Source organism: Brevibacterium sp. HMSC22B09, from assembly GCF_001806795.1.
GTDB classification, from domain to species: domain Bacteria; phylum Actinomycetota; class Actinomycetes; order Actinomycetales; family Brevibacteriaceae; genus Brevibacterium; species Brevibacterium ravenspurgense.
Genome location: NZ_KV785999.1, coordinates 1 through 23,583, shown reverse-complemented (window position 1 = coordinate 23,583; position 23,583 = coordinate 1). Strand labels below are relative to the sequence as shown.

Here is a 23,583-nt window from a genome sequence, read left to right as displayed (position 1 = left end):
ACTCGCCTATCATTCCGGCAAGCTGCCGCCGGGGCAAAGGGGCAGGCTCTCAGGCGCGGATCGTGCCGCGCATCTCAGTCCACGTCAGACGCTGAACCATGTCAGACCCCCCGACTATGGTTAGGGCTATGAACGCTCAGAGCGCAGACGAACAGCCGAATCCCTACGGCGGCCGGCCCACGACCCCCGCAAGTCAGCAGCATCAGCCGGGCGGCGCCTCGACAGAAGGCGGTTCGCCCTCATCCGACGGTGCGCAGAAGCCGCGTCGACGCACCCGGATTGTGCACCTGCAGCGCATGAAGGACGCCGGTCAGAAGTGGGCCATGCTCACGTCCTACGACCAATTCACGGCCAGCATTTTCGACGAAGCCGGCATTCCCGCTCTGCTCGTCGGCGATTCCGCGGGCAACAACGTGTACGGGTACTCCACCACTCTGCCCGTCACACTCGACCAGATGATCCCACTGACACGCGCCGTCGTCGAAGCCGCACCGCATACACTGGTTGTCGCGGATCTGCCCTTTGGGTCCTACGGGGCCAGCCCCGAACAGGGCTTCCATTCGGCCGTGCGGCTCATGAAAGAAGGGCTCGCCCACGCGGTCAAACTCGAAGGCGGCGTGCAGATGGCACCCACCGTCAAACTGCTCACCGACGCCGGCATCCCCGTCATGGCGCACCTGGGCTTCACCCCGCAGTCCGAACATGGCCTGGGCGGCTACCGCGTGCAGGGCCGCGGTGATGCCGCAGTGCAGAAGCTCGTTGACGACGCCCTGGCGCTGCAGGATGCCGGTGCGTTCGCAGTTGTCCTGGAAATGGTGCCGGTGGCCGCAGCCCGCGCCGTAACAGAAGCGCTGCACATTCCCACCGTGGGGATCGGCGCGGGACCGGACTGCGATGCACAGGTGCTCGTCTGGACGGACTTCGCGGGCATGGGGTCAGGCCGCACACCGCGATTCACCAAGAAGTACGCTGACGCCCGTTCGCTGCTGCGCGAAGCCGCGGTCGAATACGCCTCCGAAGTCGCCGACGGCGTCTTCCCGTCCGAAGAACACAGCTTCCTCGAGTAATTGCACAAGCAATCCCAAGGCCCACATGACTGAATCCAACACTCCCGAACTGACATCCCACGACCCGAGCGTCTACCACTTCGGGTCGGACAACTACGCCGGAGCGCACCCGGAAGTTCTTGACGCGCTCACGCGGGTCAGCGGCGGACACGTGCCCGCCTACGGTGACGACCCCTACACCGTGCGCCTGCGCGAATGGGCGCGCGACACCTTCGGCCAGCAGGCCCTCATCTACCCCGTGTTCAACGGAACGGGCGCCAATCTGCTGTCCCTGTCAGCTGTTGTTCCGCGCTGGGGCAGTGTGATTGCGGCACCCAGCGCACACATCAACACCGACGAAACCGGCGCTCCGGAAATCACTGCCGGACTGAAGATCCTGCCCGCGCAGGCAGAAGCCGGCAAGATCACCCCGGAGGGCGTGCGGGCGGCCGCATCGAACCGCGCGTTCATTCACGAATCCCAAAGCTGCGCGGTGTCGCTGAGCAACTCCACCGAACTGGGCACCGTGTATTCGCCGGATGAATTCCAGGCGATTGCCCACACCGCTCATGAACTCGACATGGCCGTTCATCTTGACGGATCACGGCTGGCCAATGCGGCAGTCAGCTGTGAGGCCCAGCTTCCGGACATGACTGCCGGGGCCGACATCGTGTCACTCGGTGCCACGAAGAACGGCGCCATGAACGCAGAAGCCGTGGTGGTGCTCCAGCCCGAACGGGTTTCCGGCATCGACTACCTGCACAAAGTACTGCTGCAGCTGTCCTCAAAGGCTCGCTACCAGTCGGCACAGCTGCTGGCCATGTTTGAAGGCGACCTCTGGCAGCGCAATGCCCAGCACGCCAATCGGCAGGCCGCCCAGCTGGCAGACAAGCTGACAGCCGCCGGATTCACGGTGCCCATGCAGGTGCATGCGAACACTGTCATCGCACAGATCGATCCGCACGTCGCACAGGCTGCGCAGGCTGAAGGCCTCCTGTTCTACGCCTGGCCGGCCGTGCCCAGCGGCTACCGCTTCATGTGCGCGTGGGACACACCGGATCACGCCATCGACATGCTCGTGGAAAAGCTGAAGGCTCACCGGGGCTGAGCACCGGCAGTTCATCCGCGCCGATGCTTTCACCAACCTGCGCAGGGACATTCAGCACACCCGCCGGGAGGTGATCCGCGCCACCACATACGATGGGGGCGGACATCGTGAGCCGCGACGGTGCGGACTGCGACAGCTTAGGCCGCAGAGCTAAGGAGTGTTAGGCCGGATGAAGAATTCACTGCAGGACATCACAGTTCTCGACCTTTCCCGCGTGCTGGCAGGCCCGTGGTGCACCCAGAACCTTGCCGACCTGGGAGCCGACGTCATCAAGGTCGAACGGCCCGGTCCCGGTGATGACACTCGCAGCTGGGGTCCTCCCTACCTCGAGGGCACCACACCCGAAGACGGCTACTCGGCCTACTACATTGCGGCCAACCGCAACAAGAAGTCCATCACCGTCAACTTCCGCTCCGAAGAGGGCAAAGACGTCATCAAGCGGCTGGCAAAGGACGCCGATGTCGTCGTTGAGAACTACAAGACCGGCTCCTTGGCCCGCCTGGGCTTGGACTACGACGACCTGCGCGAAATCAACCCCGAACTCATCTGGGTGTCCATCACCGGCTACGGTCCCACCGGCCCGAAGGCTGAAAACCCCGGCTATGACTACGTGTTCCAGGGCATGAGCGGCTTCATGAGCTACACCGGCCGCGCCAAGGGCGAAGAAGGCGCCGGTCCCATCCGCGCCGGTGTTGCCATCATCGACCTCATGACCGGCATGTACGCCACAACCGCAATCCTTGCGGCCCTGCACGAACGCGAACGCACCGGCAAGGGCCAGCACATCGACGTCACCCTGGCCGATGTTTCGGTTGCACTCAACGCAAACCAGGCATCCAACTACCTGGTCGGCGGTGTCCCGCCAACCCAGACCGGCACCTCGCACCCCAACGTCGCCCCATACGACGTCTTCGAAGTGGCAGACGGCCACATGATCCTGGGGGTGGGCAACGACGAACAGTACCGCCGTCTGACAGAACTGCCGGACTTCGAGCTGCTGCGCGGGGACGACCGCTTCCAGTACAACCGCGACCGCATCCGGTTGATCGGCGAACTGCGCCCCATCGTCGCGCAGATCATGAAGCAGAAGCCCATGGACTACTGGACTCACGTGCTCGACGAGGCCGGTGTGCCGTTCGGACCGATCAACACGATGGACAAGGTCTTCGAAGACCCGCAGGTCAAACACCGCGGCATCAAGATCGAAGCCGAAGGCCGCTACGGGCAGGTGCCGATGGTCCGCAGCCCGCTCGTCGAAGACAACGCTGACGCCACGGCACCGCCGGCACTGGGCGAACACACCGACGAAGTCCTCGCGCAGTTCGGATTCACTGCAGAGCAGATCGCGCAGATGCACGAGACCGGCACGGTGTGAAAACACGTGTGCGCCGCTGGCCACCCAGCGGCGCACACGCGAAAACTCAGGCCTGAACGGCCCTGAACCTGACTGGCCTTAAGCCTTAAGAGCCTTGTCGATTCCGTCGAACAGACGCTGCACGGTGCCTTCGACGTCGTCCCACTTATCCAGGCCGAAAAGTCCCACGCGGAACGTACTGAAGCCTTCCGGTTCGCCCACCTGAAGCGGAACACCCGAAGCCACCTGAAGGTCACCGGCCTTGAACTTCGCACCGGACTGCTCCTGTGGGTCGTCGGTGTAGACGACAACAACCGAGGGGGCTTCCCACCCTTCAGCGGCAACGGACTTGTAGCCGCGTTCGGCCAGGCCAACGCGTACGCGCTCACCGAGTTCGACCTGCTGGCGCATGATCTTGTCCAGCCCGCGCTCCTTGGCTTCGCGCATAACGTCGAGGTTGTGCAGCATGGCGTCGGTCGGCATTGTCGCGTGGTACATGTGCTTGCCGGCACGGTAGGTTTCCGAAACGGTGTGCCACTTCTTCAGGTCCATCGAGAAGCTGCTGGATTCGGTTTCCTCCAGGCGGGCGAGCGCACGTTCGTTCAGCATGACGTAGCCCATGCCCGGCCAGCCGCTCCAGCCCTTCTGGGGTGCGGAGATGAGCACGTCGACGCCGAGTTCCTTCATATCGACCCACAGCGCACCGGAGGCAATGCAGTCGAGCACGAAGAGGCCGTCCTGTTCGTGCACGGCGTCGGCGAGCGCCTTGATGTATTCATCAGTGAGCACAATGCCGGAGGCGGTTTCCACGTGTGCTGCGGCAACGACTTTGGAACCCTGCTTCTTGATTGCGTCGATCACCTGGTCGACTGCCGGCGGGGCGAAGCCGGGCGTGGCTGAATCGTCAGTGGCGACAGCGGACACGACTTCGTGGTCGGTCAGCTTGCCCATTTCGATGATCTGCGACCAGCGGTAGCTGAAGAATCCGTCGCGCACGACCAGCGTGGGCTGGCCTTCCATGAACTGGCGGGCAACCGATTCCATGCCGAAGGAACCGCTGCCGGGCACGACAACTGCCGCGTCTGCATTGTAGGTTTCGCGCAGCAGGCCGTAGAACTCCTGCATTGCGTCGACGAACTTCTGGGACATGTGGTTGACGGCCCGGTCGGTGAACACCACCGAGAATTCCTGCAGGCCGTTCGGGTCAACGTCTTCGCGTGGCAAACTCATGCTTCCAGCCTACCGCCGCGAAACTGCCGAGGTGCCTGTCCCCACCCGCTGTATCCGCGGGTCTACCATTGGTGCGGCTGGTTGAACGCCGGCTGTGCCTGGGAGGTTATATGTCTGTTGTCGTTGCCCGCACCGTGAAAGAGCTGCGCGCTGCCCTGCGGCGTCTGCTGCGCGAACGCGGCGGCGACACTGTCGGCCTCATCCCCACGATGGGCGCGCTGCATTCGGGCCACGAAGCGCTGTTCCGCGCCGCCCAGGGCAATTCCGTGGTTGCCGCATCGATCTTCGTCAACCCTCTGCAGTTTGACGACGCTGAGGACTACGACAACTATCCGCGCACCCTGGAAGCTGATGTCGAGGTGCTCAATCGTGCCGGTGTTGACCTCGTCTTCGCCCCCAGCGTCGAAGAAATGTATCCCGGTTACCCGGACGGTCCCCTGGTCCGCGTGACCGCAGGAAGTATGGGCAGGGTGCTTGAGGGCGCATCACGGCCCGGCCATTTTGACGGTGTGACAACGGTTGTGGCGAAGCTGTTCAACATCTTCAGCTCCCCTGCCACACTGCACGCCTACTTCGGGCAGAAGGACGCGCAGCAGCTCATGATCATCAAACGCATGGTTGCCGACCTCGACATGGAAGTCGAAATCGAGCCCGTCCCCACTGAACGCAGCCTCAAGGGCCTGGCCATGTCCAGCCGCAACCAGCGGATGAGTCCAGAGGAAAGCGAAACCGCGCTCGTCCTGTCCCGCGCACTCACCCAGCTAGCCGAACGTGCTCAGGCCGGTGGTGAGCTCCACCTCGACCGCGTGCGGGAAGAAGTCGACAGCACAGAAGGGGTCACGCTTGACTACCTGACCCTGGTCGACCCGGCAACCCTCGAAGTGACCGAAAACCTGCCCGCCCTTGCGCTCATTGCCGCTCACGTCGGGCCGGTCCGCCTGATCGACAACATGATGATTCCGGCACCCGCGGAGCCCAACAGCTGACCATCGCCTGATAATCCGCGGTTGACGCGGTCTGCATAATGGTTGCTGGTTACGCTCCGGCCGCTGACCTTACGATGACTGCACGACACACTGGCCACGAGCGCCAAGCGAGCTAAGAAAGCAAAGACTATGAGCAGCTACCCAGGCAGCAACGATCCCTACAATCCGGACTTCAATCAGCAGAACGGCGCCGGCCAGAACAACCCGCAAGACTCGTACGGTCAGCAGGACCCCTACAGCCAGCCGGGTGCGTACGGACAGCCGAACCAGCCTGACTACGGCCAGCAGCAGGGCGCAGCCAGCCAGCCGGGTGCGTACGGACAGCCCAGCCAGCCATCGCAGCCTGGCGCATACGGCGGACAGACACCCCACAGCCAGCCCGGCGGCTACGGTCAGCCCGGCGCTCAGCAGCCTGGCGGCTACGGACAGCCCGGCCAGCAGGACCCCTTCGCGCAGCCCGGCCCGTTCGGTGCGAACGCAGCTTACGGCCAGCCGGCACCTCAGCTTCTGACAGCTGATGACTACCGCGCGCAGGGAATGCCGCTGCCGCTGAGCCAGCCCGTCTACGGCGTTTCCATGATGGAGGCGTACAAGCGCTTCTGGAAGAAGTCTTTCCGGTTCGCCGGATACGCTTCGAAGTCCGAATTCTGGTGGCCTGCGCTGGTCAACACCATCATCATGTTTGTTCCAGCCCTGCTGTTGTTTGCCATTCAGATCATCGTCACGTTCGCCGCGGCATCAGCATCAGACCCCGATGCCGCCGGCGCGGTCGTCGGGCTCACAGGCATCGTCTTGTTCCTCCTGTGGGGCTTCATATTCCTGTTCAGCCTTGCCACTTTGATCCCGACGCTGTCAGTCGCCTGGCGCCGCCTGCAGGATGCCGGATTCCCCGGTGCGCTGACGTTCATCAGCTTTGTTGCCAGCATCGTCGTCTACATCATGTGCGCGCTGGAGACCAAGCCCGAAGCGCGTCGCCCCGAATGGGAGGACACCCGCGGCGACTGACCTACCGCGGCATCTGAACCACTGAATCGCCGGCGCACAGCTTCTGCTGTGCGCCGGTTTTCTTTATGCGAACGTCCCCAGACCACCTCGGCCGCAGGATCTCTGATCTCTGCGGAATCCACCTCGGGCCTGACCCAGATTCCGCCTGTTCTCCAACATGCTGGGTAAAAACAATGTGAATTTCGACATAAAAGACCGTATTGTTGCGGTGCACAGTTCCACAGAATTCAGTCTCGTCGCACACGAGCGGCGGCCGCTGACAAAGGAGACAGCATGAACGCCCCTGGACAACAAGCGGGCAGCTATACGCAGGCTTCCCACGATTCCATTTTCAAAAAGGCAATGGGCCGACTCGACGCACTGTTCGTCGGCTTCGGCGCCATGATCGGCTTCGGCTGGATTGTTCTGGCCGGCGGCTGGATCGAAGAAGCCGGCACGATGGGTGCGCTTCTGGCATTCGCAGGCGGCGGCGTCATCATGGCGTTCGTCGGTGTTGTGTACTCCGAACTCGTGGCCGCTATGCCGTTGGCCGGCGGTGAGCACAACTACCTCATGCGAGCCATGGGACCGAAGCTGTCGATGATCGGTTCGTGGTGCATTGTCGGCGGCTACATCACGGTGGTGATGTTCGAAGCTGTCGCAGTGCCGAAGACCGCGCTGTATCTGCTGCCGGATATCGAAAAGATCCTCCTGTGGAATGTTGCGGGCTTTGACGTGTATCTGACGTGGGCGCTCATCGGCGTTGTCACCGCGGTCATTCTGACCTACATCAACATCCGCGGTGTGAAGGTCGCATCCCTCGTCCAGACGTTCGTTGTGTCGTTCCTGCTGATCGTCGGTCTGCTGCTGGTCACCGGTGCTGGTGTCGGCGGCGACATGAAGCACGTCGAACCGTGGTTCTCCGGCGGCTTCAGCGGTTTCGCTCTCGTGCTGACCACCGTGCCGTTCCTCTTTGTCGGCTTCGATGTTCTGCCGCAGGCCGCTGAGGAGATCAACGTCAAACCGCGCCAGATCGGCAAGCTCGTCGTCATGGCCGTACTCATGGCCGCCGCCTGGTACGTGGTCATCATCTTCACCACGTCGATTTCGATGCCCCACAGCGACATTGCGGCGCTCAACGCCGATGGCGGACTCGTCACGGCAGATGCTCTTTCGGCCATGCTGGGCCACCCCACGTGGGGCAAGATCGTGATCGCCGGCGGTCTGGCCGGCATAATCACCAGCTGGAACGCGTTCCTCATGGGAGCATCCCGCCTCATGTGGGCACTTGCTCAGTCGGGCATGCTGCCGGCATGGTTCGGCAAGATCCACCCCACCTACCGCACCCCGATCAACGCTCTGCTGTTCATCGGCACGCTTTCGGTTATCGCGCCGTTCCTCGGTTCGGCAATGCTCGGCTGGGTTGTCGACGCAGGTTCGCCGATGATCGTCATCACCTACTTCCTCGTGTCGATCGCATTCATTCAGCTGCGCAAGAAGGAACCCCAGATGGAACGCCCCATGCGCGTAGGCGGCAAGGGCAACGGCGGCATCGTCATCGGTGCCATCTCGGCTGTTCTCTGCCTGTTCCTGTTCGTGCTGTACCTGCCGGTCACCCCGTGGTCGGCTCAGCTTGCATGGCCGTCGTGGCTGATGTTCGGCCTGTGGCTGGCTGTCGGCGTCGCCCTCATGCTCCGCCTGCCCGGCGGTGTGCAGCCGGGACCGAATGCCGAAGCTGAGCTTCTGAAGAAACTCGGCCGCGAGTCCCACCGCTGATCCAGTCCTAAAAAGTACGAGGTGCCGCTCACCTTCCCAGGTGAGCGGCACCTCGTGCTTTGTCAGTTAGGAAACGGGGCCGAAGGTGGCATCGAGAGCCGCTGCGAGATCGCCGATGATGTCCTCGGCTGCTTCCAGGCCGGCGGAGAACCGCAGGTGACCCCACTTTTGGAACTCGGGTGGGTAGGCGGCAACGCGAGGACCCTCGGTGCCGACGTGCACGATGAGCGATTCGTCATGTCCGAGCGACACCGCGGAGGTAACCACGCGCAGATTCGCCACAAAGCGGTTCTGGGTGTCGGAATCTCCTTCAACAGCGAAGGCCAGAACACCACCAAAGCCGCGGTTTCCGAACAGACGTGTGGCGACCTCATGCTGTGCGTGCGACTTCAGACCCGGATAGGCGACGTAGGCAACTCGCGGGTCAGCGTCGAGGAACTCGGCCACCTTCTGGGCGGAATCCAGGTGCTGGCGAAGCCGCAGCGGCAGAGTGATCGAGCCACGGCTGATCAGCCACGCATTGAATGGCGAGATGATGCCGCCGACATCGACCATCGCGTCATGTTTGATCGGGCGGATGGCGTCGCGGCTGCCGATGACCGCACCGCCCACCGCGTCGCCGTGACCGTTGATGTACTTGGTCAGCGAGTGCACCACCAAGTCCGCACCGTCTTCCAGCGGGCGGTACAGGGGTGGCGGGGTGAACGTCGAATCAACCACCAACAGAGCACCGGCCTTGTGGGCAATATCCGCAATCTTCGGGATGTCGGTGATCTTGGTTGTCGGGTTCGCGATGACCTCAACGTGCACCAAGCGGGTGTTCGGGCGAATGGCGCTTTCGACTTCTTCGGGGTCGCTCGCATCAACGAACGTGGCCTCAATGCCGTACTTCTGCGGCAGCAGTTCTTTGAACAGGCGCCATGTGGCCTCATAGGTGACATCGGCAACGACAATGTGGTCACCCAACTTGAGATAGCTGAAGAACACCGCGTGCAAAGCGGCAACACCCGAGGCGAGCGCGACAGCGTCCTCGCCGCCTTCGAGCGCTGCCAGTTTCTGCTGCAGAGCCAGCTGGTTAGCACCCGAATTGCGGGTGTAAAGAGGGACATCGGTGCCAGACCAGCTGACGTTGGATGGGTCCTCGGGCAGAGCGTAGGAGTTCGCCAAAACAATCGGCGTGCGAATGGCGCCCGAACCTTGATCAATCTCGTTGCCGACGTGCACGGCCTGAGTCGTGAAATCGAGGCTTGAGGCGTCGGATTTGTCGGGCCGTTTGGCTCGGGGCTGGAAAGACTGGGGTGTGTGCGTGCTCATGCGCTCACGATAAAGCTCGGTGGTGATTTCCGGTGGTCATCTCTAAACAGTTTCGTCACACGGACCAGGCAAGCCCCGTGCAGCGGCCTAAGCCGCCACCCAGCCACTGTCCATGAAGCGTGTCACGTAACGTACAAGCCGAGCTGAAATCTTGCTAGCATCCGAATGCTGCACTTCTTCTTTCTGCAGCCGCCGTCACCCCTCATCATGGGGCCATCCAAACTGAAGGCTTATTCAACGTGCCTGAAACGTCACCAAACGCTGCTATTCCGTCGACGGTGAAATGGGTTCTCACCGTTCTTGTGTCGACCGCATTCGTCATGATGTTGAACGAAACCACCGTCGCGGTTGCGCTTCCGTCCATCATGAAAGACCTGGGGATCGGTGCGGACCTGGCTCAGTGGTTCCTCACCGGATTCCTTCTGACCATGGCGATCGTGCTGCCCACAACCGGATGGATACTGGGCAGGTTCACCACACGATCGGTGTTCTTCTTCGCCACCATCATCTTCCTGGTCGGCACGATCGGCGCAGCGCTCGCACCAAACTTTGTGATCATGCTGCTTGCCCGGGTTGCCCAAGCAATCGGCACCGCGATCATCATGCCGCTGCTCATGACCGTCACGATGCTCATGATTCCGGCCACCCGGCGCGGCACCATCATGGGGCTGATCGGTGTTGTCATAGCGGCTGCACCCGCCCTTGGCCCAACGGCTGCCGGTCTGATTCTCAGTGTGACCAGCTGGCACGGAATCTTCACCATCATGGTGCCGCTGGTGACTATCACGACGATTATCGGCGCCGTCAAACTGACCAACGCCAGCGAACGCACATCCGAAGGCATTGATGTGCTGTCCATGATCTTGTCCGTATTCGCCTTCGGCGGCCTGGTCTACGGTTTGAGCTCAATCAGCGTCATCACGACCGGTGGGCCGGAGGCACGAACCCCGGTAATCATTCTGGTCATCGGCATCATCGGTCTGGCACTGTTTGTATGGCGCCAGATTGTGCGCGGCAAACACGGCAAAGCGCTTCTTGACCTGCGCCCGCTGACCAACCTCAACTTCACCCTGTGCCTTCTTGCCATGATGGGCTTCTTCGCAGCCCTGCTGGGACTCATGAACACTCTGCCTCTGTTCATCCAGGGCGGTCTGATGGCCACCGCACTTGTTACGGGACTCATCACCTTGCCCGGCGGCATCCTGGAAGCCGCGCTCTCTCCCGTTGCGGGGCGCCTGTTTGACCGTTTCGGCCCCAAACCGCTGCTGATTCCCGGCATGCTGATTGCAGTGATCAGCATGTTCGTATTGGCTTCCGTCAGCGAGAACACCAGCCCGTGGTTTATTGCTGTGATCTTCACGGCTTTCTCAGTCGGCTTGGCCATGATCTTCACCCCCGCCATGACCACGGCACTGGGATCGCTGCCAAAGCAGCTGTACGGTCACGGTTCAGCCATCTTCAACACGATGCAGCAGCTGGCCGGTGCTGCCGGAACCGCGCTCATGATCTCGATTTACGGTTCCGCTCAGGCCCGTGCACTCAGTTCTGGCCTTTCCGAACAGGGCGCACAAGCCGATGGTGCGGGTGCCGCTTTCATCACGTGTGGTTTCGTAGCACTCGCAGCACTCATCGCAGCAGTTTTCATACGCCGCGTCCCCGCGCAGGAACGCGAACGCGTGGAGCTCGACGAGCAGACTGTCAGCTGACTCCGTTCGGCCACAGTTTGCGCCACGGGGTGCGCTTCAGACGTCCCGGCAGAAGGGGCGCCACGACCAGCGCAGCACAGTTCAGCCCGACGAAGAAAGCCCCGGCGGCAAGCATGTTCGTCAGATCCTCCGCGCCGGAACGGACATGGGGGTGCAAGATGAGTTCGCCGACAACCCCCTGCGTAAACACCGCTGAGATAGCCGCCATGCCCACCGCACCGTCACCCAGTGCACGCAGAATCGACGTGCGCTCGGCGTCATCCCATGCAAGTTCGAGGTCGTTGCCTGCGTACTGCGGCATTGCGACAAACTTGCGAGCCGACGACGGCATGACCGCCCACAGAAGCAGGAGCACAATGTTCACCGCGGTCACAAGGCCGTAGCGTCCGTTGAATTCGCCTGGGATATAGGGAAGCTGCGCCAGGAGAATCCACATTCCGGCCATATTCAGAACAATCGATACGGGAACCAGGAAGAAGCAGATCACCTCGCTGGTGGTGACGTAGTCGGTCCCGGTTGGGCGCACTGGTCGGGTCACCTGGGACCGGCCTGGCAGCGATGGCGTCCCCCGCCGCACCAGACGCAGTCTGCCCAAGATGCTTCCAATCCCGAACCCACCCAGGATGAGCGGCACCCAGAAGATGTCGCCCGTATTCCAGCCGTAGAACAGCGGGACCAAGGCTATTGAGAGCGCACCGAGAATAATGCCCGCCGCCGACCACGCCTGCAGCGTTTTTTCACGCCGAACCAGTCGGTCTGTGATCACCGGACGCAGGTCTTCTGGAAGCGGAAGCCCGCGTTTGGCTGCTTGCTTGTCGACCGAAGCTTTGTCTGCCCTTGCCAAACCTCCCGTGATCGGGGACCTGGCCATGATCGCGCCGATGACGATGGCCATCAAGACAATCAGCATCGCTTCTCCTTCCGTAACAACACACTAAACAAGGACCTGATACGCCACCGGTGGTGCGCGCAATCCTTGAGGAAAAGCACAGAAAGCGAAAGAAGCACGAGGTGCCGCTGTCCTTCTCAGGTGAGCGGCACCTCGTGCTTTGTGTTGGGGTGGGCGGTCCGGCAGTGGGCGCGGCAGGCGCTACGACCTGCGGCCCGGCGGTCAGTCTGGCCGGTCAGCCTTTCTTCAGTTCCGCGAAGGCCCGCTGCAGCAGTCGGACTGCCGCGTCAACGTCGATGCCCTGTGCGCTGAGTGCCCTGGCGTGAGCGCGGGAGGCCTCCAGTGCGGGATCAGCGTCATCATGGGAGTCTTCCGTAACGATCGTTCCGTTCCGCCCGGCCGTGCGCACATAGCTGCGGCGTTCAAGTTCCCGGTACGTGCGGGCCACAGTGTTGGGGGCCAACCCAAGGTCACCGGCCAGGCGGCGCACCGCCGGCAGACGAGCCCCCGGCGGCAGCTGACCCGATTCGATTTGGGCCATGAGCTGATCGCGCAGCTGTTCATACGGCGGAACATCACTCTTGGGGTCGATGCGCAGCATTACTTGCCCTCCCCCTGTTCGCCGGCGGCTGGGTTCTGGTTGACGGGTGCGCCAGCTTCCGAGGTCCGGCTGATCTCAGCCGGCGCGTTCGGCCACAGCTTGCGCCACGGGGTGCGGTTCAGACGTCCCGGCAGAAGGGGCAGGGTGACCATCGCCGCAGCAACCAGGCCGATGATGAAAGCTGCGAAGGCGAGCGTGATTGTCAGGTCTTCTGCGCCTTCCCGCACAGCTGGGCGCGATACGACGTCAACAACGCTGATCAGCGAAAAGATTGCCGCGACGACTGCCATGGCCACCGCGTTGTCACCCAGTGCGCGCAGAGCCGTTGTGCGTTCTGCGTCATCCCATGCCAATTCGAGGTCGTTCCCTGCGTGCTGCGGGCTTGCCACAAGTTTGTGAGCGGCGTAGAACATGACGACCCACATAGCCAGAAGCACAATGTTTGCCCCGGTCAGAGCAGCAAATCGACCGTCGAACTCAGCTGGCATGTGCGGAACTTTGGCGGCGAGCACCCACATTCCAACGGTGCTGATAACCAGTGATGCGGGGACCAGGAAGAAGCAGATCACCTCGCTCTTGCTGACGTAGTCCGGCACGGTTGTGTGTATTGCTCGGGCCACCCGTGGGCGGTCTTCGGCAAGGGGCGTCGTGCGCAGCACCGGCAGCAGACTGCCGAAGGCGCTTCCCACCGCGACCCCGCCCAAAACGAGCGGTGCGTAAACGGCTTCTCCGTTATCCCAACCGGCAATCATCCGAAGGAGAGCCACTGCGAGGAAGCCGATCAGCAGGCCCCCAATTGCCCACGTGAGCGATGACCGTTCACGGCCGACCAGCCGATCGGTGATCGCCGGGCGAAGATCACTTGGAAGCGGGAGTCCCTGTTTGGCTGCGTGCTTATCGATTTCTTTGGTGTTCACTTTGCCGAACCCGCCCGTGAAGGGAGCTTGGGCCAGCACTACGCCGATGATGATCACAATCCAGAATGTCTGCATCGCCTCTCCTTTCGTATCAATACATAAAACAATGTACTGATACAAAGCTGGGGTGCGCAACCCCCTTCAGGAAAAACACAGAAAAAAGGACGAGGTGCCGCTCACCTTCTCAGGTGAGCGGCACCTCGTTCTTTGTTTGGGGGTGGGGCCCCGGCGGGGCACGCCGCGGCGAAGCAGCGCTACAGCACCAAAGCGCTCATCACCTCGACACCCACCACGTTTGTCAGCTGGGAGCGGTCACAGTCCGCGCGCTGCTCCGAGTTCGCGGAAGATCGCCTTGTTCAGGCGGAAGCCAAGTTCGGCTTCGGCGATGAGAGCTTCCTGCTGTGCTTCGCTCAGCGACACAGCGTCAAGCTTGGCCCTGTAGTCGTCCTTGAACAGCTTCGGCTTGTCGATTCCGGGGAAGCGCCACATGTTGAGTGCTTCGTCTTCGATCGAGTAGTGCCGCTTGACCAGTTTGCCGATTGCCAAGCCACCGGACAGGTCACCCAGGTAGCGCAAGTAGTGGTGAGCCAGCAGCTGTTCGGGCTCAAGCCCAGACTGGAAGCGCTCTGCCAGCAGACGCGTTGCTGTGACCGGCACCGGCGGCTTCCTGTCAGTGCCGAGCAGCTGGTCGAGGTCGTCATTGATTGCCTGCGTGCGTGCCAGTCCGGGGTGGTCGAACATTGCGAGCACCGAACCCGATGATGCGGCCTGCACAGCCGATTCCAGTGCCGGATACAGCACTGCGTACTGTTCCAGCAGCGCAATGTAGGCTTCGCGGTCGAGTTTTCCTCCCATGAGATCGACAATGAAGCGCTCGGATTCGGCCGCGCTGTGTTCGCGCTGGGTTTCTTCGCGCAGTCGCTGTGAGAATGACGCGGTTTCCGCGGGTGGGACTGTGATGGTCATGTTTCCTCCACGAGGTGTTGGCCCGGTTTCGGGGTTTCTTTCTTTTTGTCTGTAAGTGGTTTAGGTCCAGGTGCTCGGGTCGAGCCCGATACTTCTGCGCAGCAGCCAGCCGATTCCGACGGTTGCCGCGATGCCTGCGGCTGCGGTTGCTCCGCCAAGCCCCCAGCTCTTCGCACTGATTGAGCCCATGCCCTCGGATCGGCGAGCTTCGGCTGCGGTGGCAGCGAAAGCGGTCTTGTCTTCCACGTCTGCCGGCTGAGCATTGGGGCTCTGCGGCAGGGCGCCCGGCCCACCGCCGGACCCGGCAACACCGGGGCCGCCAACGCCGGACCCACCGACGGTGCTTGAGCCGGGCACGGTTGAACCGGTCGCACCTGCACCGGCAGCGCTTTGACCAGGTTTGGCCGGTTCTGGCGCTGGGGGCTCGAAGCTGTTGTCAAAGGCAACCGTCAGCGGCAGCGCGGGTTTGCGTGCGTCTGCAATTCCGCCCGAGGAGTACCAGTAGGAGCTCTGCCCGGTTTTGACGTTGAAGTCGACAAAGCTCTTGGGGAATGAACCCCATTCAGCTGCCGTGCGGTCCTGCGGCGTAATACCGTCGCCCGCGTTGTATTCAACACCCAGATAGTCGGGGGTGACGGTGAATCCACCGTCCTTGACTGCCTTGCCCACATCGAGGCCGGAGAAAGTCGCCAGCGTGATGGTTTCGGACTTCAGCTTCTCCCATTTCGACAGGTCGTCCATGTCTGCGCCGTAGCCGGATGCGGTACCCGTCAGCTTGCCCTTGCCGTCCTGTGTGACTGTCAGCTTCGGATCCGACACTGACCAGTAGGTCATGCCGGAGTAGAACACGATCGTGAATCCGCCGTCCCAGCTGGCAGTGATTCCGCCGTCCTCGAAGTCAATGCTTCCAGCACTCATGTTCAGCCGCGATTCGTGGTGCGAGTTCTTGTCCGCTGCCACGACTCGCCCGCCGTAGCGGTCATCGCACTTGTTCTGCCATGTCGCGGTGTGGAACTTGCCGGAGGCATCGGGCTTTTCGATCTTCACGTTGCCGTCTGTTGGCTTGTACAGCTTTCCGGGTGCGTCCCACACAACAGCCCCGCCGCTGTCCGGGGACACTCCCGCGGACAGGAAGTTGCAGGTGCCGGGTGCGAACCCACCGGCGCTGCTTTCCTTGTTGATCGCCCAGAACAGGGTCGCGTCTGATCCCTTCGGGGTTTTCGATGGCTTCTTTTCTTCTGACGAGGTGCCGCCCGGCTTCTCCTTGCTGTCTCCCCCGGTGTCGGGTTTCGGCTTGGGCTGCTGCGAATCAGTCGGAGGCTGTTCGGGCACGATCGGGGTGCCCGTGAACGACACGCTCAGCGGACTGGGCTTCTTGCGCACATCAGCGGCTCCGCCGGAGGTGTACCAGTACTGGGTCTGGCCGGTCAGTACGTTGAAGTCCACCCAACTCTTGGGGAACGAACCCCAGCCGTCTTTTTCTTTGTTCTGGTCTGGCTGCCCACTGTCGATGCCTTCGTAGTCAGGGGTGACGGTGAAGCCGTTTTCATCGAGCTCAACCGTGTTGTTTTCGAAGTCGGCGATGGTGCCTTCAACGGGGTTGAGCTTTTCCCACTTGGACAGGTCCTCCATGTCGGTGCCGTAGCCGGAGAAGGTGCCGGTGAGCTTGCCCTTGCCATTCTTCACTTCGAGCTTGGGGTTGCTCACCGACCAGTAGGTGTACCCGGAGTAGTACACCAGGGTGAACGAACCCTCCCACTGGATGGTGCCCGTGTTCGCAGCGGTGTCCACTTCTCCCTTACCGCCGGAGAACTGGACGTAGTTTCCAGAGTTCACGCCTGAGATGTTGACGCGTTTGCCTTCCGGGGTCTGGCATTTGTTGTCCCACGTGATCGGCTGCGTGCCGCCATCAGCGGTGGGCCGCAGAATCTCCACGTTGCCGTCTTTCGCCTTGAATAGTCCGCGCTTTTCGGCGTCATTCGGCCACAACGAGGATCCCCCGTTGTCGCCTGCCACACCTGCGGAAAGGAAGTTGCATGAACCGGGCAGATACGCACCTGAGCCGGATTCTGCATTGATTCCCCACGTGAGGGCGGCGTCTGAGATTTTCAGCTTCGACGACTCAGCCTCGGACCCTTCCGCGCTGTCAGCCGGCGATGCGAAGGCTGCCGTGCCGATTGCGATACCCGCAGCAAAGAGGAACAGCAGAAACGCTGCCGCGGCTGCCACCAGGGTTATTGCTGTGCGCTTCATCGCTGATCCTCCCGTGCATCTGCTTCGCCCAGCAGGCGATCCATGACGAGCGTTGGGGAATCTCCTCCTGCAGCACCGGGTGGTGTGCCCTCGGAATGCACCTGCTGACTGCCCGCCGCCTGGCGCTGCGTGTGGCTGCCGGTGGCCCCTGCGTCGTTGTGGATGAGTTCAAAGAACCGCATGGGTCCGGCCGCAGGTTGGTCCTGTGCACCGGGCTGCTGAGCGTAGGACTGCTGTTCGGCGATGACCGGATAGCGCACTCCCGCGTCTTCCATGTCAGCGCGGGCGATCTTGGCATCGGCTGCCCTTTCGCGTTTGCGGGTGCGCGCATCCTGCTTCACGCGGAACTTCTGCAGTTTGCGTTCGCGCTTGTGCTCTGCCGCGATAGCGCGCTTAGCCCTGCGCGTGCGCACACGCTCCAGTGCTTCGGGGCTGACACCCAGAAGAAGCGATTTCACTGCCATGTAGGAACCGACTCCCACGGCCAGGGCAATCGCACAGATGGCGAGAACAACCCCGATCATCAGCAGAAACACCATGCGGTTGGCGTTCGTGTTGATCGCATCAACCTGATCGGGCTCCAGCAGGGGTCCTGACACCGGCTGCTGTCCACCCGCTGCTCCCGGTGCCGGTGCGGCGGGGGCGTCTGCGTTCTTCTGGTCCTTGTTGTCCTTCTGCGCATTGGCTTTCGGTGCGGCTGCCGCGCCGGCTGCGCCGTTGTTCTGCTGCTGTTCGCCGCCGGACTGGCCAGCCGCTGCGGCAGCCGGGAACTCAATCGGCGTGAAGGTTTCGTTCTTGGCATTCGCCACGCCGTGCGCGCCGATCGTGATGATGCCGCAGCGCTCACGCGTGCAGTCAACATCGACCGGATTGCGCTCGCGGTCATAGGACGTGAAGCGAGCGCCCGGCAGGATGATTTCGCCTGACCATGTTCCGTCGGCCTTCAGTGTGCCGCCGTTGGCAGCGTGAGCTGTTGACGATCCCGGGAACGTGACGAACAGCTGATAGCCCACCGGATTCGATTCATCGTCATAGGCGTAGCGCAGGTTTGTGCCCGTCTTGCCGCCCTTGCTGGGCTGCCACGTGCCTTCGGCAACACCGAACAGAACATAGATGCCTCCGAAGCCGTTCTGCACCGATTGGAAACCGCTGCCGGAGAGTTTGAGGGTCGAGGTGCCGTCAACAGAAGGCGTCCCCGACACGGAAACCCGGGCCGCCGCCTGGGCGGGTTCGGGACTGACAGCGGCACTCGCGAAAGCGCCCATGCCGCCTATGAGCACAGCGGCAGCCGCGGCAGCCAACCGCCGCAGACCCAGCCGCTTTTTCCGGCTGCCCGGTGCGTGTCCAGGCTGATTCATGACATGTCCTTTCTGGAAGGGCGAACCGGCACCACAAGCGGTGAACCGGATACCGGGTCGGTGAGAACAGTGACGGGATGGCCGTAGGCTTCGCTGATCCGCTCGGCTGTCAGCACCTCTTCCGGTGTGCCGTCAGCGGCGATGCGGCCGTTGTTGAGCAGGGCGATTCGGTCCGCGTAGGCACCGGCCAGATCAAGGCTGTGCAGAACCACAACAACAGCCGAGCCGGTGGCCGCATATTCACGGGCAATCGTCAGTACGAGCTCCTGGTGGCGGATGTCCATAGCCGCTGTCGGTTCGTCCAACAGCAGAATTGGGGCGGCCTGCGCAAGGACGCGGCCCAAAGCGGCGCGCGACCGCTCCCCTCCGGACAGCGAGGTGAAGGTGCGGGAAGCAAAGCGGCTCGTGTCCGTGCGCTCCAGGACTGCGGACACGATCGTGTCGTCATCGGCTGCCGCCTGCGTCCGCTGCCACGGGGCGCGGCCCATTTCAACGACCTCCAACACCGTGAAGGGGAACGACACATCGACCTGCTGCAGCAGAACAGCCCGGCGCATAGCCAGTTCGCGGGTGTTCCAGGCATAGGACGGGTGATCGTTGATGATGACTGACCCGGAGGCTTCCTCAACATCCCCGGTGATCACACCCAGAAGTGTCGATTTCCCGGCGCCGTTGGGACCGACAAGAGCCAGCACCTCGCCCGCCCGGACATCCAGACTGGCCCCCTCGAGCACCTTCCTTTCGCCGTCGTAGGACACCGTCACCTGGTCCACCGACAGCACGGTGCTTCCCGGTGCGGGGACTTCCGGCAGACGGCTTTCACGGCTGTGACGCAGCTTTTCGATCATGCCCAACCTCCTGCCTCACGACGGCTGCGGCGCAGCAGATAGAAGAAGTACGGTCCGCCGATCAGCGCAGTGAGCATGCCAATCGGGAGGTCGGCGAACTCGATGAGCGTGCGCGCAGCCAGGTCGGCAAAGGTCAGCAGCACCGCGCCGCCGAGGACCGATGCCGGCAGCAGCAGACGGTGGCCCGGCCCCAACAGCATGCGCATCAGGTGCGGAACCACCAGACCGACGAAGGCAATGATGCCGACAAACGCAACCGCAGCACTGACCAGCAGAGCCGACAGGACCATGGCGTACAAGCGCAGACGCTCAACATCGACACCCAGGTGGCGGGCCGCCTTTTCACCCAGAGACACCAAGTCCAGGCCCCGGGCCAGGAACATCGTCAGGCCGATTCCCACGACCACCAGCGGAACGACAATCGCAACCTGTTCCCACCGGCTGCCGTTGAAGCTGCCCATCTGCCAGAACACGATCTGCTCACGTGCCTGCGTGGGGGCTTTGAACACGATAAACGAAATGAGCGCACCGGAAATCGCGTTGACCGCAACACCCGTGAGGATCAAAGTGACGACTTCCGTCCGGCCGTTCGACCGCGCCAAGACGTACACGACGATCGTTGTCACCAGACCGCACACAAACGCCAGGAACGGAACCGTGAATCCGCCCAGGAAGCTCAGGCCGTGCAGAAACGCAAACGACGCACCGACGGCAGCACCGGAAGACACTCCGATCGTGCCCGGCTCAGCCAGCGGATTGCCGAAGATGCCCTGCATGACAGCACCGGCAATAGCCAAGGCAGCACCCACAAAGACCGTCAGAACAATCCGCGGGAAGCGCACCTCCCACAGGGCCTCAGCACCGAATTCGTGCGACGGACCGGGCAGCCAGTTGATGCCCACCGACTGCAGAACGGAACCCACAACTTCCTTCGGCGCAATGTAGAGCTGACCCAACATGGCCGAAAGCAGAGTTCCGCCAAGAAGCAGAACCACCAAAGTGGTGAAGACGGTGGTCACCCGAGCAGCCGACACCCTCCCGGAAGGCTTCTCACCGCGTCCCTCCCCCGGAACCCGGGCGGCAGGCGCCGAAGAAGCAGAACGGGAGCGGCGCCTCGTGCGCTGTTCGTCCAAAGGCGAACCGGCAAAAGGTGCGGGCGCGTCGAAACGCTCAGCAGATCTGGAATGAGTAGTGCTCAAGGGTTTTCTCCTTAGGCATCCGCTTCAGCGGACTTTTCCTGTGGGACGTAGGCGTATTCGGGGGCGTGGACTGCCGTGCCCAGGGCTGCGATGACCTCCGCGGTGCGTGGGCCGAAGCTCATGACTTCGTAGTCACTCATATCGACAATCCGACGGTGTTTGCCGGCGGGAGTCTGCGCAATGCCCGGCAGTTTGAGGGCTTCGTCGATGCCGCCGACGCTCTCCAGGCCCTTCGTCATGACCAAAATGACGTCCGGGGCGGCCTTCACCAGGGCTTCCGCGTTGGTCGGTGACATGCCCGCAAAGCCGACTTCGGTGGCAACATCACGTCCGCCGATTGCCTGAATGAGTGAATCCGCGCCGGAGCCTTTGCCGAACCAGTAGTAGATGTCGCCGCGCAGATACAGGAACACCGTGCGCGGACGGTCCGCCGGATTGTCCGGTGCGAGTGCCTGGATTCTCTTTTGGGTTTCGGCGATTTCCTTATCGACGCGCTTGGCCAGCTGTTCACCCGCATCCTGCAGGCCCAGCGCTTTGGCAACCGCAACGATCTGCGGGCTGACGCCCTGCACACCGTCCTCCGTCGCCGACGGAATGAACACCACCGGGATGCCGGCATTGCGCAGCTGAAGCTGAACGTCATAGGGGCCAATCGTCGAATCGGTCAGCACCACTGTGGGTGCCAGATTGAGGATTGCCTCCGCGTTGAGTTCGTGCCCGTTCTGGGTAACCAGCGGAAGTTCTTTCTGGCCCGGCATGAGCGACGACATCTGCGTGGAAACATCACGGCCGACCAGATTGCAGCCCAGACCCAGGCCGACAACCGCGGCGGCCAAACCGCCGTTTTGGTTGAGCGCCAGAATTCTCGAGGTGTCACGCACCGTCTGTTCGGGGCCATCGTCCGAGGTGACAGTCACCGGGAGGGTCTGCTGCTGATCTGCGAAATCTGCAATCGGCCGGATTTCGGACGCCTGGGTGTAGGCAGTGGTCGGGCCGTGGATCTTGCTGACCGGACGTTTTTCGGAGCTGGGAACATCCGGGATGTTCGGAAGCTGCGCCGCCGAGGTCGCCGGCGGGGGTACGCACTGTTGGGAGTGCGCGGCATTGAGGGTACCGACGTTGTGGAAACCGTTGTTCCACAGAAAAAGCCCAACGGCGAGCAACGCTGCGGTTGCTGCGGCACGCCGTTTTGTACGGCGAGGCACGCGGCGCAAAGCCCGATTCAGGCCTCCTGGGCGACCGGGTTCTTCAGCCCGGCGCCACGCCCGAGAGTTGAGTTTCATTGCTTCCTTTTCTGTTCGAGTGCGCCTGAGGCACTCAACAAACATTCACCGAACCGTGAGTTGACTTACAGGGTGACTATAACTAAGGATAGCCTTACCTAAACGTTTTAGGTCAAGTCAGTTTCTCGTAAATCAGTTGCGAAATGTACGCACGACGTAAGTCCACAAGGAGAACAATGAAGTCATCATCGAGCGCGCCTTCGCGCCGCAATTGGCGCGCCTGCCTGGCCGGAAGCGTGGCATTCGCGCTGGGCGGGGCCGGTCTGCTGTCCGCGCACCCCGCCCAGGCCGCAGAACTCAATGTTTCGGACGCTGTCTTCAGCTGGGGTATCAACGCCGAATCCGGTGCGGGCGCTTATGCTCCCGGCACATGCAACTTCCTGTCCGCCGGTGTATCCGGCGATGCCGGGAAGTCCTCACCGTGGTCAAAGGAAGATGCCGAAGCTAAGAAGCTCTTCAGCCCGGAAGAGGGCAACGTCAAGATCCTGCGGCCTACCGCTGATGGCGGCACACAGCCGATCACGTGGGACAACAAGTGCCAGACCCCGGAAGGCGAGAGGCTCAACACGTGGAACGGCGACAAAGCCAAGCGATCGGGCAACTTCGTTGAGATCTCCGGTGGCAAAGGCACAATCGACCCTGAAACGAATTCTGGAACCATTCAGTGGGAGGGTTCGTTTACCGTGGTGTACTACTCCGGGTACACCTACTGGTCGGTGAGTGACCCGAAGCTCGAGGTGAAGAACGGCAAGGGCAAGCTCACCGGCACCTTCTCCGGCTACGGCACCGACATGGAGGACCTGTCCAAGTGGGAAAAGCTCAACCCCGTTGAAGGCACCATCGCCGACTTCGAAAACAACACGGTCAAGCTTGATGAAAACGGCTTCACCGTCACCCCGGACTACGAAGGCATCGACAGCGGACAGCCAGACCAGAACAAAGAAAAAGACGGCTGGGGCTCATTCCCCCGCAGCTGGGTGGACTACAACGTACAGACCGGCCAGACCCAGTACTGGTACACATCCGGCGGAGCTGCGGACCCACGCAAGAAGCCCACTGCTCTCACCGTGAAGTACACGGCCGAAGAGCCTGAACCGCAAGTCGATGAGGAGACGATTAAGAACACCACTAAGAGCAAGCCCTCTGTTTCTGACAAGGGCCTGACGGTCAATGTGACCGGCGAAGGCTACGGCGTGCTGCCCAAGGCCAGCACTGGCCGGGATGCCAACGGTGTCTACGTCGCAATTGTCGACCGTAAGGTCAAGAACAGCGAAATCGAACTGTCACGTCCGTCCGCTAGGTCGGCTGCAGCAGAAAAGTCGTCGAAGGAACCGGTTGCCGTTGAGTTTATTCCCAGCAGCGCGATCAAGGACGGCAAGCTCGACGCCCAGACGACCGCAGCAGCAGACAAGCTGAACAAGGACACCGACTACGACACCGTCGTATGGGTTGCCCACGGTATCCCGAACGACGAAACGGTTCTGCACCGCTCTAACATCAACCTCACCGACGAACAGAAGAACTCGCTGTTCCCGGCAGAAGAGCCCAAGGAACCGGAAGCCCCCGAACCGCAGGATCCGAAGGAACCGGAAACTCCTGACACCCCGGAAAACGGCGGCGACAAGCCGACCGACCCCAAGGATCCCGAGACTAACGACCCCAAGGATCCGGAACCGCAGGACCCGAAGGATCCCGAAGCCAACGAACCCGAAGCACCCGACACCCCGGACGACGGCGGCGACAAGCCCAAGGACCCCGAGGCTAA

19 protein-coding genes are annotated in these 23,583 nt (G+C 62.1%); 8 read left to right on the top strand and 11 right to left on the bottom strand.

All coding sequences use genetic code 11. The features are described from left to right. Nucleotides 1-128 precede the first annotated feature (128 nt). From panB to HMPREF3087_RS01510, 3 genes are all read left to right on the top strand, one after another. On the top strand, nt 129-1,067 hold the full coding sequence (gene panB / locus HMPREF3087_RS01520; RefSeq protein WP_070427808.1) for a 3-methyl-2-oxobutanoate hydroxymethyltransferase: 939 nt from the start codon (nt 129-131) through the stop codon (nt 1,065-1,067). A 25-nt stretch (nt 1,068-1,092) separates the two neighbouring features. Then, complete coding sequence (locus HMPREF3087_RS01515; protein ID WP_070427807.1) at nt 1,093-2,154, top strand: threonine aldolase family protein; 1,062 nt, start codon at nt 1,093-1,095, stop codon at nt 2,152-2,154. Between the two features lie 169 nt (nt 2,155-2,323). Next, nucleotides 2,324-3,529 (top strand): CaiB/BaiF CoA transferase family protein, encoded by a 1,206-nt coding sequence (locus tag HMPREF3087_RS01510; RefSeq protein WP_070427806.1) that lies wholly within the window; start codon nt 2,324-2,326, stop codon nt 3,527-3,529. 78 nt (nt 3,530-3,607) lie between these two features. On the opposite strand, the gene HMPREF3087_RS01505 is transcribed toward HMPREF3087_RS01510, so the two are convergent. Next, nucleotides 3,608-4,738, bottom strand: a complete 1,131-nt coding sequence (locus HMPREF3087_RS01505) for an aminotransferase class V-fold PLP-dependent enzyme (RefSeq protein ID WP_070427805.1) — start codon at nt 4,736-4,738, stop codon at nt 3,608-3,610. A 110-nt stretch (nt 4,739-4,848) separates the two neighbouring features. Between HMPREF3087_RS01505 and panC the strand changes: the two genes are divergently transcribed. The 3 genes from panC (at nt 4,849) to HMPREF3087_RS01490 (ending at nt 8,484) form a co-directional block, all read left to right on the top strand. After that, nucleotides 4,849-5,724 carry a pantoate--beta-alanine ligase gene (panC, locus tag HMPREF3087_RS01500; RefSeq protein WP_070427804.1) on the top strand — a complete coding sequence of 292 codons (876 nt, stop codon included), beginning with the start codon at nt 4,849-4,851 and terminating at the stop codon, nt 5,722-5,724. A gap of 129 nt (nt 5,725-5,853) precedes the next feature. After that, nucleotides 5,854-6,729: a DUF805 domain-containing protein gene (locus tag HMPREF3087_RS01495; protein ID WP_070427803.1), complete on the top strand. Its 876-nt coding sequence runs from the start codon at nt 5,854-5,856 to the stop codon at nt 6,727-6,729. 273 nt (nt 6,730-7,002) lie between these two features. Continuing rightward, nucleotides 7,003-8,484 carry an APC family permease gene (locus HMPREF3087_RS01490; protein WP_070427802.1) on the top strand — a complete coding sequence of 494 codons (1,482 nt, stop codon included), beginning with the start codon at nt 7,003-7,005 and terminating at the stop codon, nt 8,482-8,484. Nucleotides 8,485-8,550: 66 nt separating this feature from the next. Here the strand turns inward: HMPREF3087_RS01490 and HMPREF3087_RS01485 are convergent, their stop codons facing one another. Next, nucleotides 8,551-9,798, bottom strand: coding sequence for a trans-sulfuration enzyme family protein (locus tag HMPREF3087_RS01485; protein ID WP_070427801.1), 1,248 nt, complete (start codon nt 9,796-9,798; stop codon nt 8,551-8,553). A gap of 239 nt (nt 9,799-10,037) precedes the next feature. Here HMPREF3087_RS01485 and HMPREF3087_RS01480 point away from each other — a divergent pair, with 239 nt between their 5' ends. Then, nucleotides 10,038-11,504 carry a DHA2 family efflux MFS transporter permease subunit gene (locus tag HMPREF3087_RS01480; protein ID WP_070427800.1) on the top strand — a complete coding sequence of 489 codons (1,467 nt, stop codon included), beginning with the start codon at nt 10,038-10,040 and terminating at the stop codon, nt 11,502-11,504. Here the strand turns inward: HMPREF3087_RS01480 and HMPREF3087_RS01475 are convergent. The 9 genes from HMPREF3087_RS01475 to HMPREF3087_RS01435 all read right to left on the bottom strand — a co-directional run bounded on the left by HMPREF3087_RS01475 (nt 11,497) and on the right by HMPREF3087_RS01435 (nt 21,818). Then, entirely contained in the window at nt 11,497-12,414 is a 918-nt protein-coding gene (locus HMPREF3087_RS01475) for a hypothetical protein (RefSeq protein ID WP_070427799.1), read from the bottom strand. The two genes, HMPREF3087_RS01480 and HMPREF3087_RS01475, sit on opposite strands and share 8 nt — an antisense overlap. A 214-nt stretch (nt 12,415-12,628) precedes the next feature. Beyond that, nucleotides 12,629-12,994, bottom strand: coding sequence for a GntR family transcriptional regulator (locus HMPREF3087_RS01470; protein WP_061941804.1), 366 nt, complete (start codon nt 12,992-12,994; stop codon nt 12,629-12,631). After that, nucleotides 12,994-13,986, bottom strand: coding sequence for a hypothetical protein (locus HMPREF3087_RS01465; protein ID WP_070427798.1), 993 nt, complete (start codon nt 13,984-13,986; stop codon nt 12,994-12,996). The genes HMPREF3087_RS01470 and HMPREF3087_RS01465 overlap by 1 nt, the downstream gene beginning before the upstream one ends. Nucleotides 13,987-14,223: 237 nt before the next feature. Then, nucleotides 14,224-14,877, bottom strand: coding sequence for a biliverdin-producing heme oxygenase (locus HMPREF3087_RS01460; RefSeq protein WP_061941810.1), 654 nt, complete (start codon nt 14,875-14,877; stop codon nt 14,224-14,226). A 60-nt stretch (nt 14,878-14,937) separates the two neighbouring features. Further along, on the bottom strand, nt 14,938-17,130 hold the full coding sequence (locus HMPREF3087_RS10680; RefSeq protein WP_070427797.1) for an HtaA domain-containing protein: 2,193 nt from the start codon (nt 17,128-17,130) through the stop codon (nt 14,938-14,940). Further along, entirely contained in the window at nt 17,127-18,488 is a 1,362-nt protein-coding gene (locus tag HMPREF3087_RS01450; protein ID WP_070427796.1) for a hypothetical protein, read from the bottom strand. Before HMPREF3087_RS01450 ends, HMPREF3087_RS10680 begins: the two co-directional genes overlap by 4 nt. Continuing rightward, nucleotides 18,485-19,336: a heme ABC transporter ATP-binding protein gene (locus tag HMPREF3087_RS01445; protein WP_019174172.1), complete on the bottom strand. Its 852-nt coding sequence runs from the start codon at nt 19,334-19,336 to the stop codon at nt 18,485-18,487. The genes HMPREF3087_RS01450 and HMPREF3087_RS01445 overlap by 4 nt, the downstream gene beginning before the upstream one ends. Next, a complete protein-coding gene (locus HMPREF3087_RS01440) occupies nt 19,333-20,355 on the bottom strand; it encodes a FecCD family ABC transporter permease (protein ID WP_019174173.1) in 1,023 nt (340 codons plus the stop codon). The genes HMPREF3087_RS01445 and HMPREF3087_RS01440 overlap by 4 nt, the downstream gene beginning before the upstream one ends. 191 nt (nt 20,356-20,546) lie before the next feature. Continuing rightward, entirely contained in the window at nt 20,547-21,818 is a 1,272-nt protein-coding gene (locus HMPREF3087_RS01435; protein ID WP_070424894.1) for a heme/hemin ABC transporter substrate-binding protein, read from the bottom strand. 176 nt (nt 21,819-21,994) lie between these two features. Between HMPREF3087_RS01435 and HMPREF3087_RS01430 the strand changes: the two genes are divergently transcribed. Further along, a partial coding sequence (locus HMPREF3087_RS01430) for a prolipoprotein diacylglyceryl transferase (RefSeq protein ID WP_070427795.1) occupies nt 21,995-23,583 on the top strand: 1,589 nt, incomplete at its 3' end.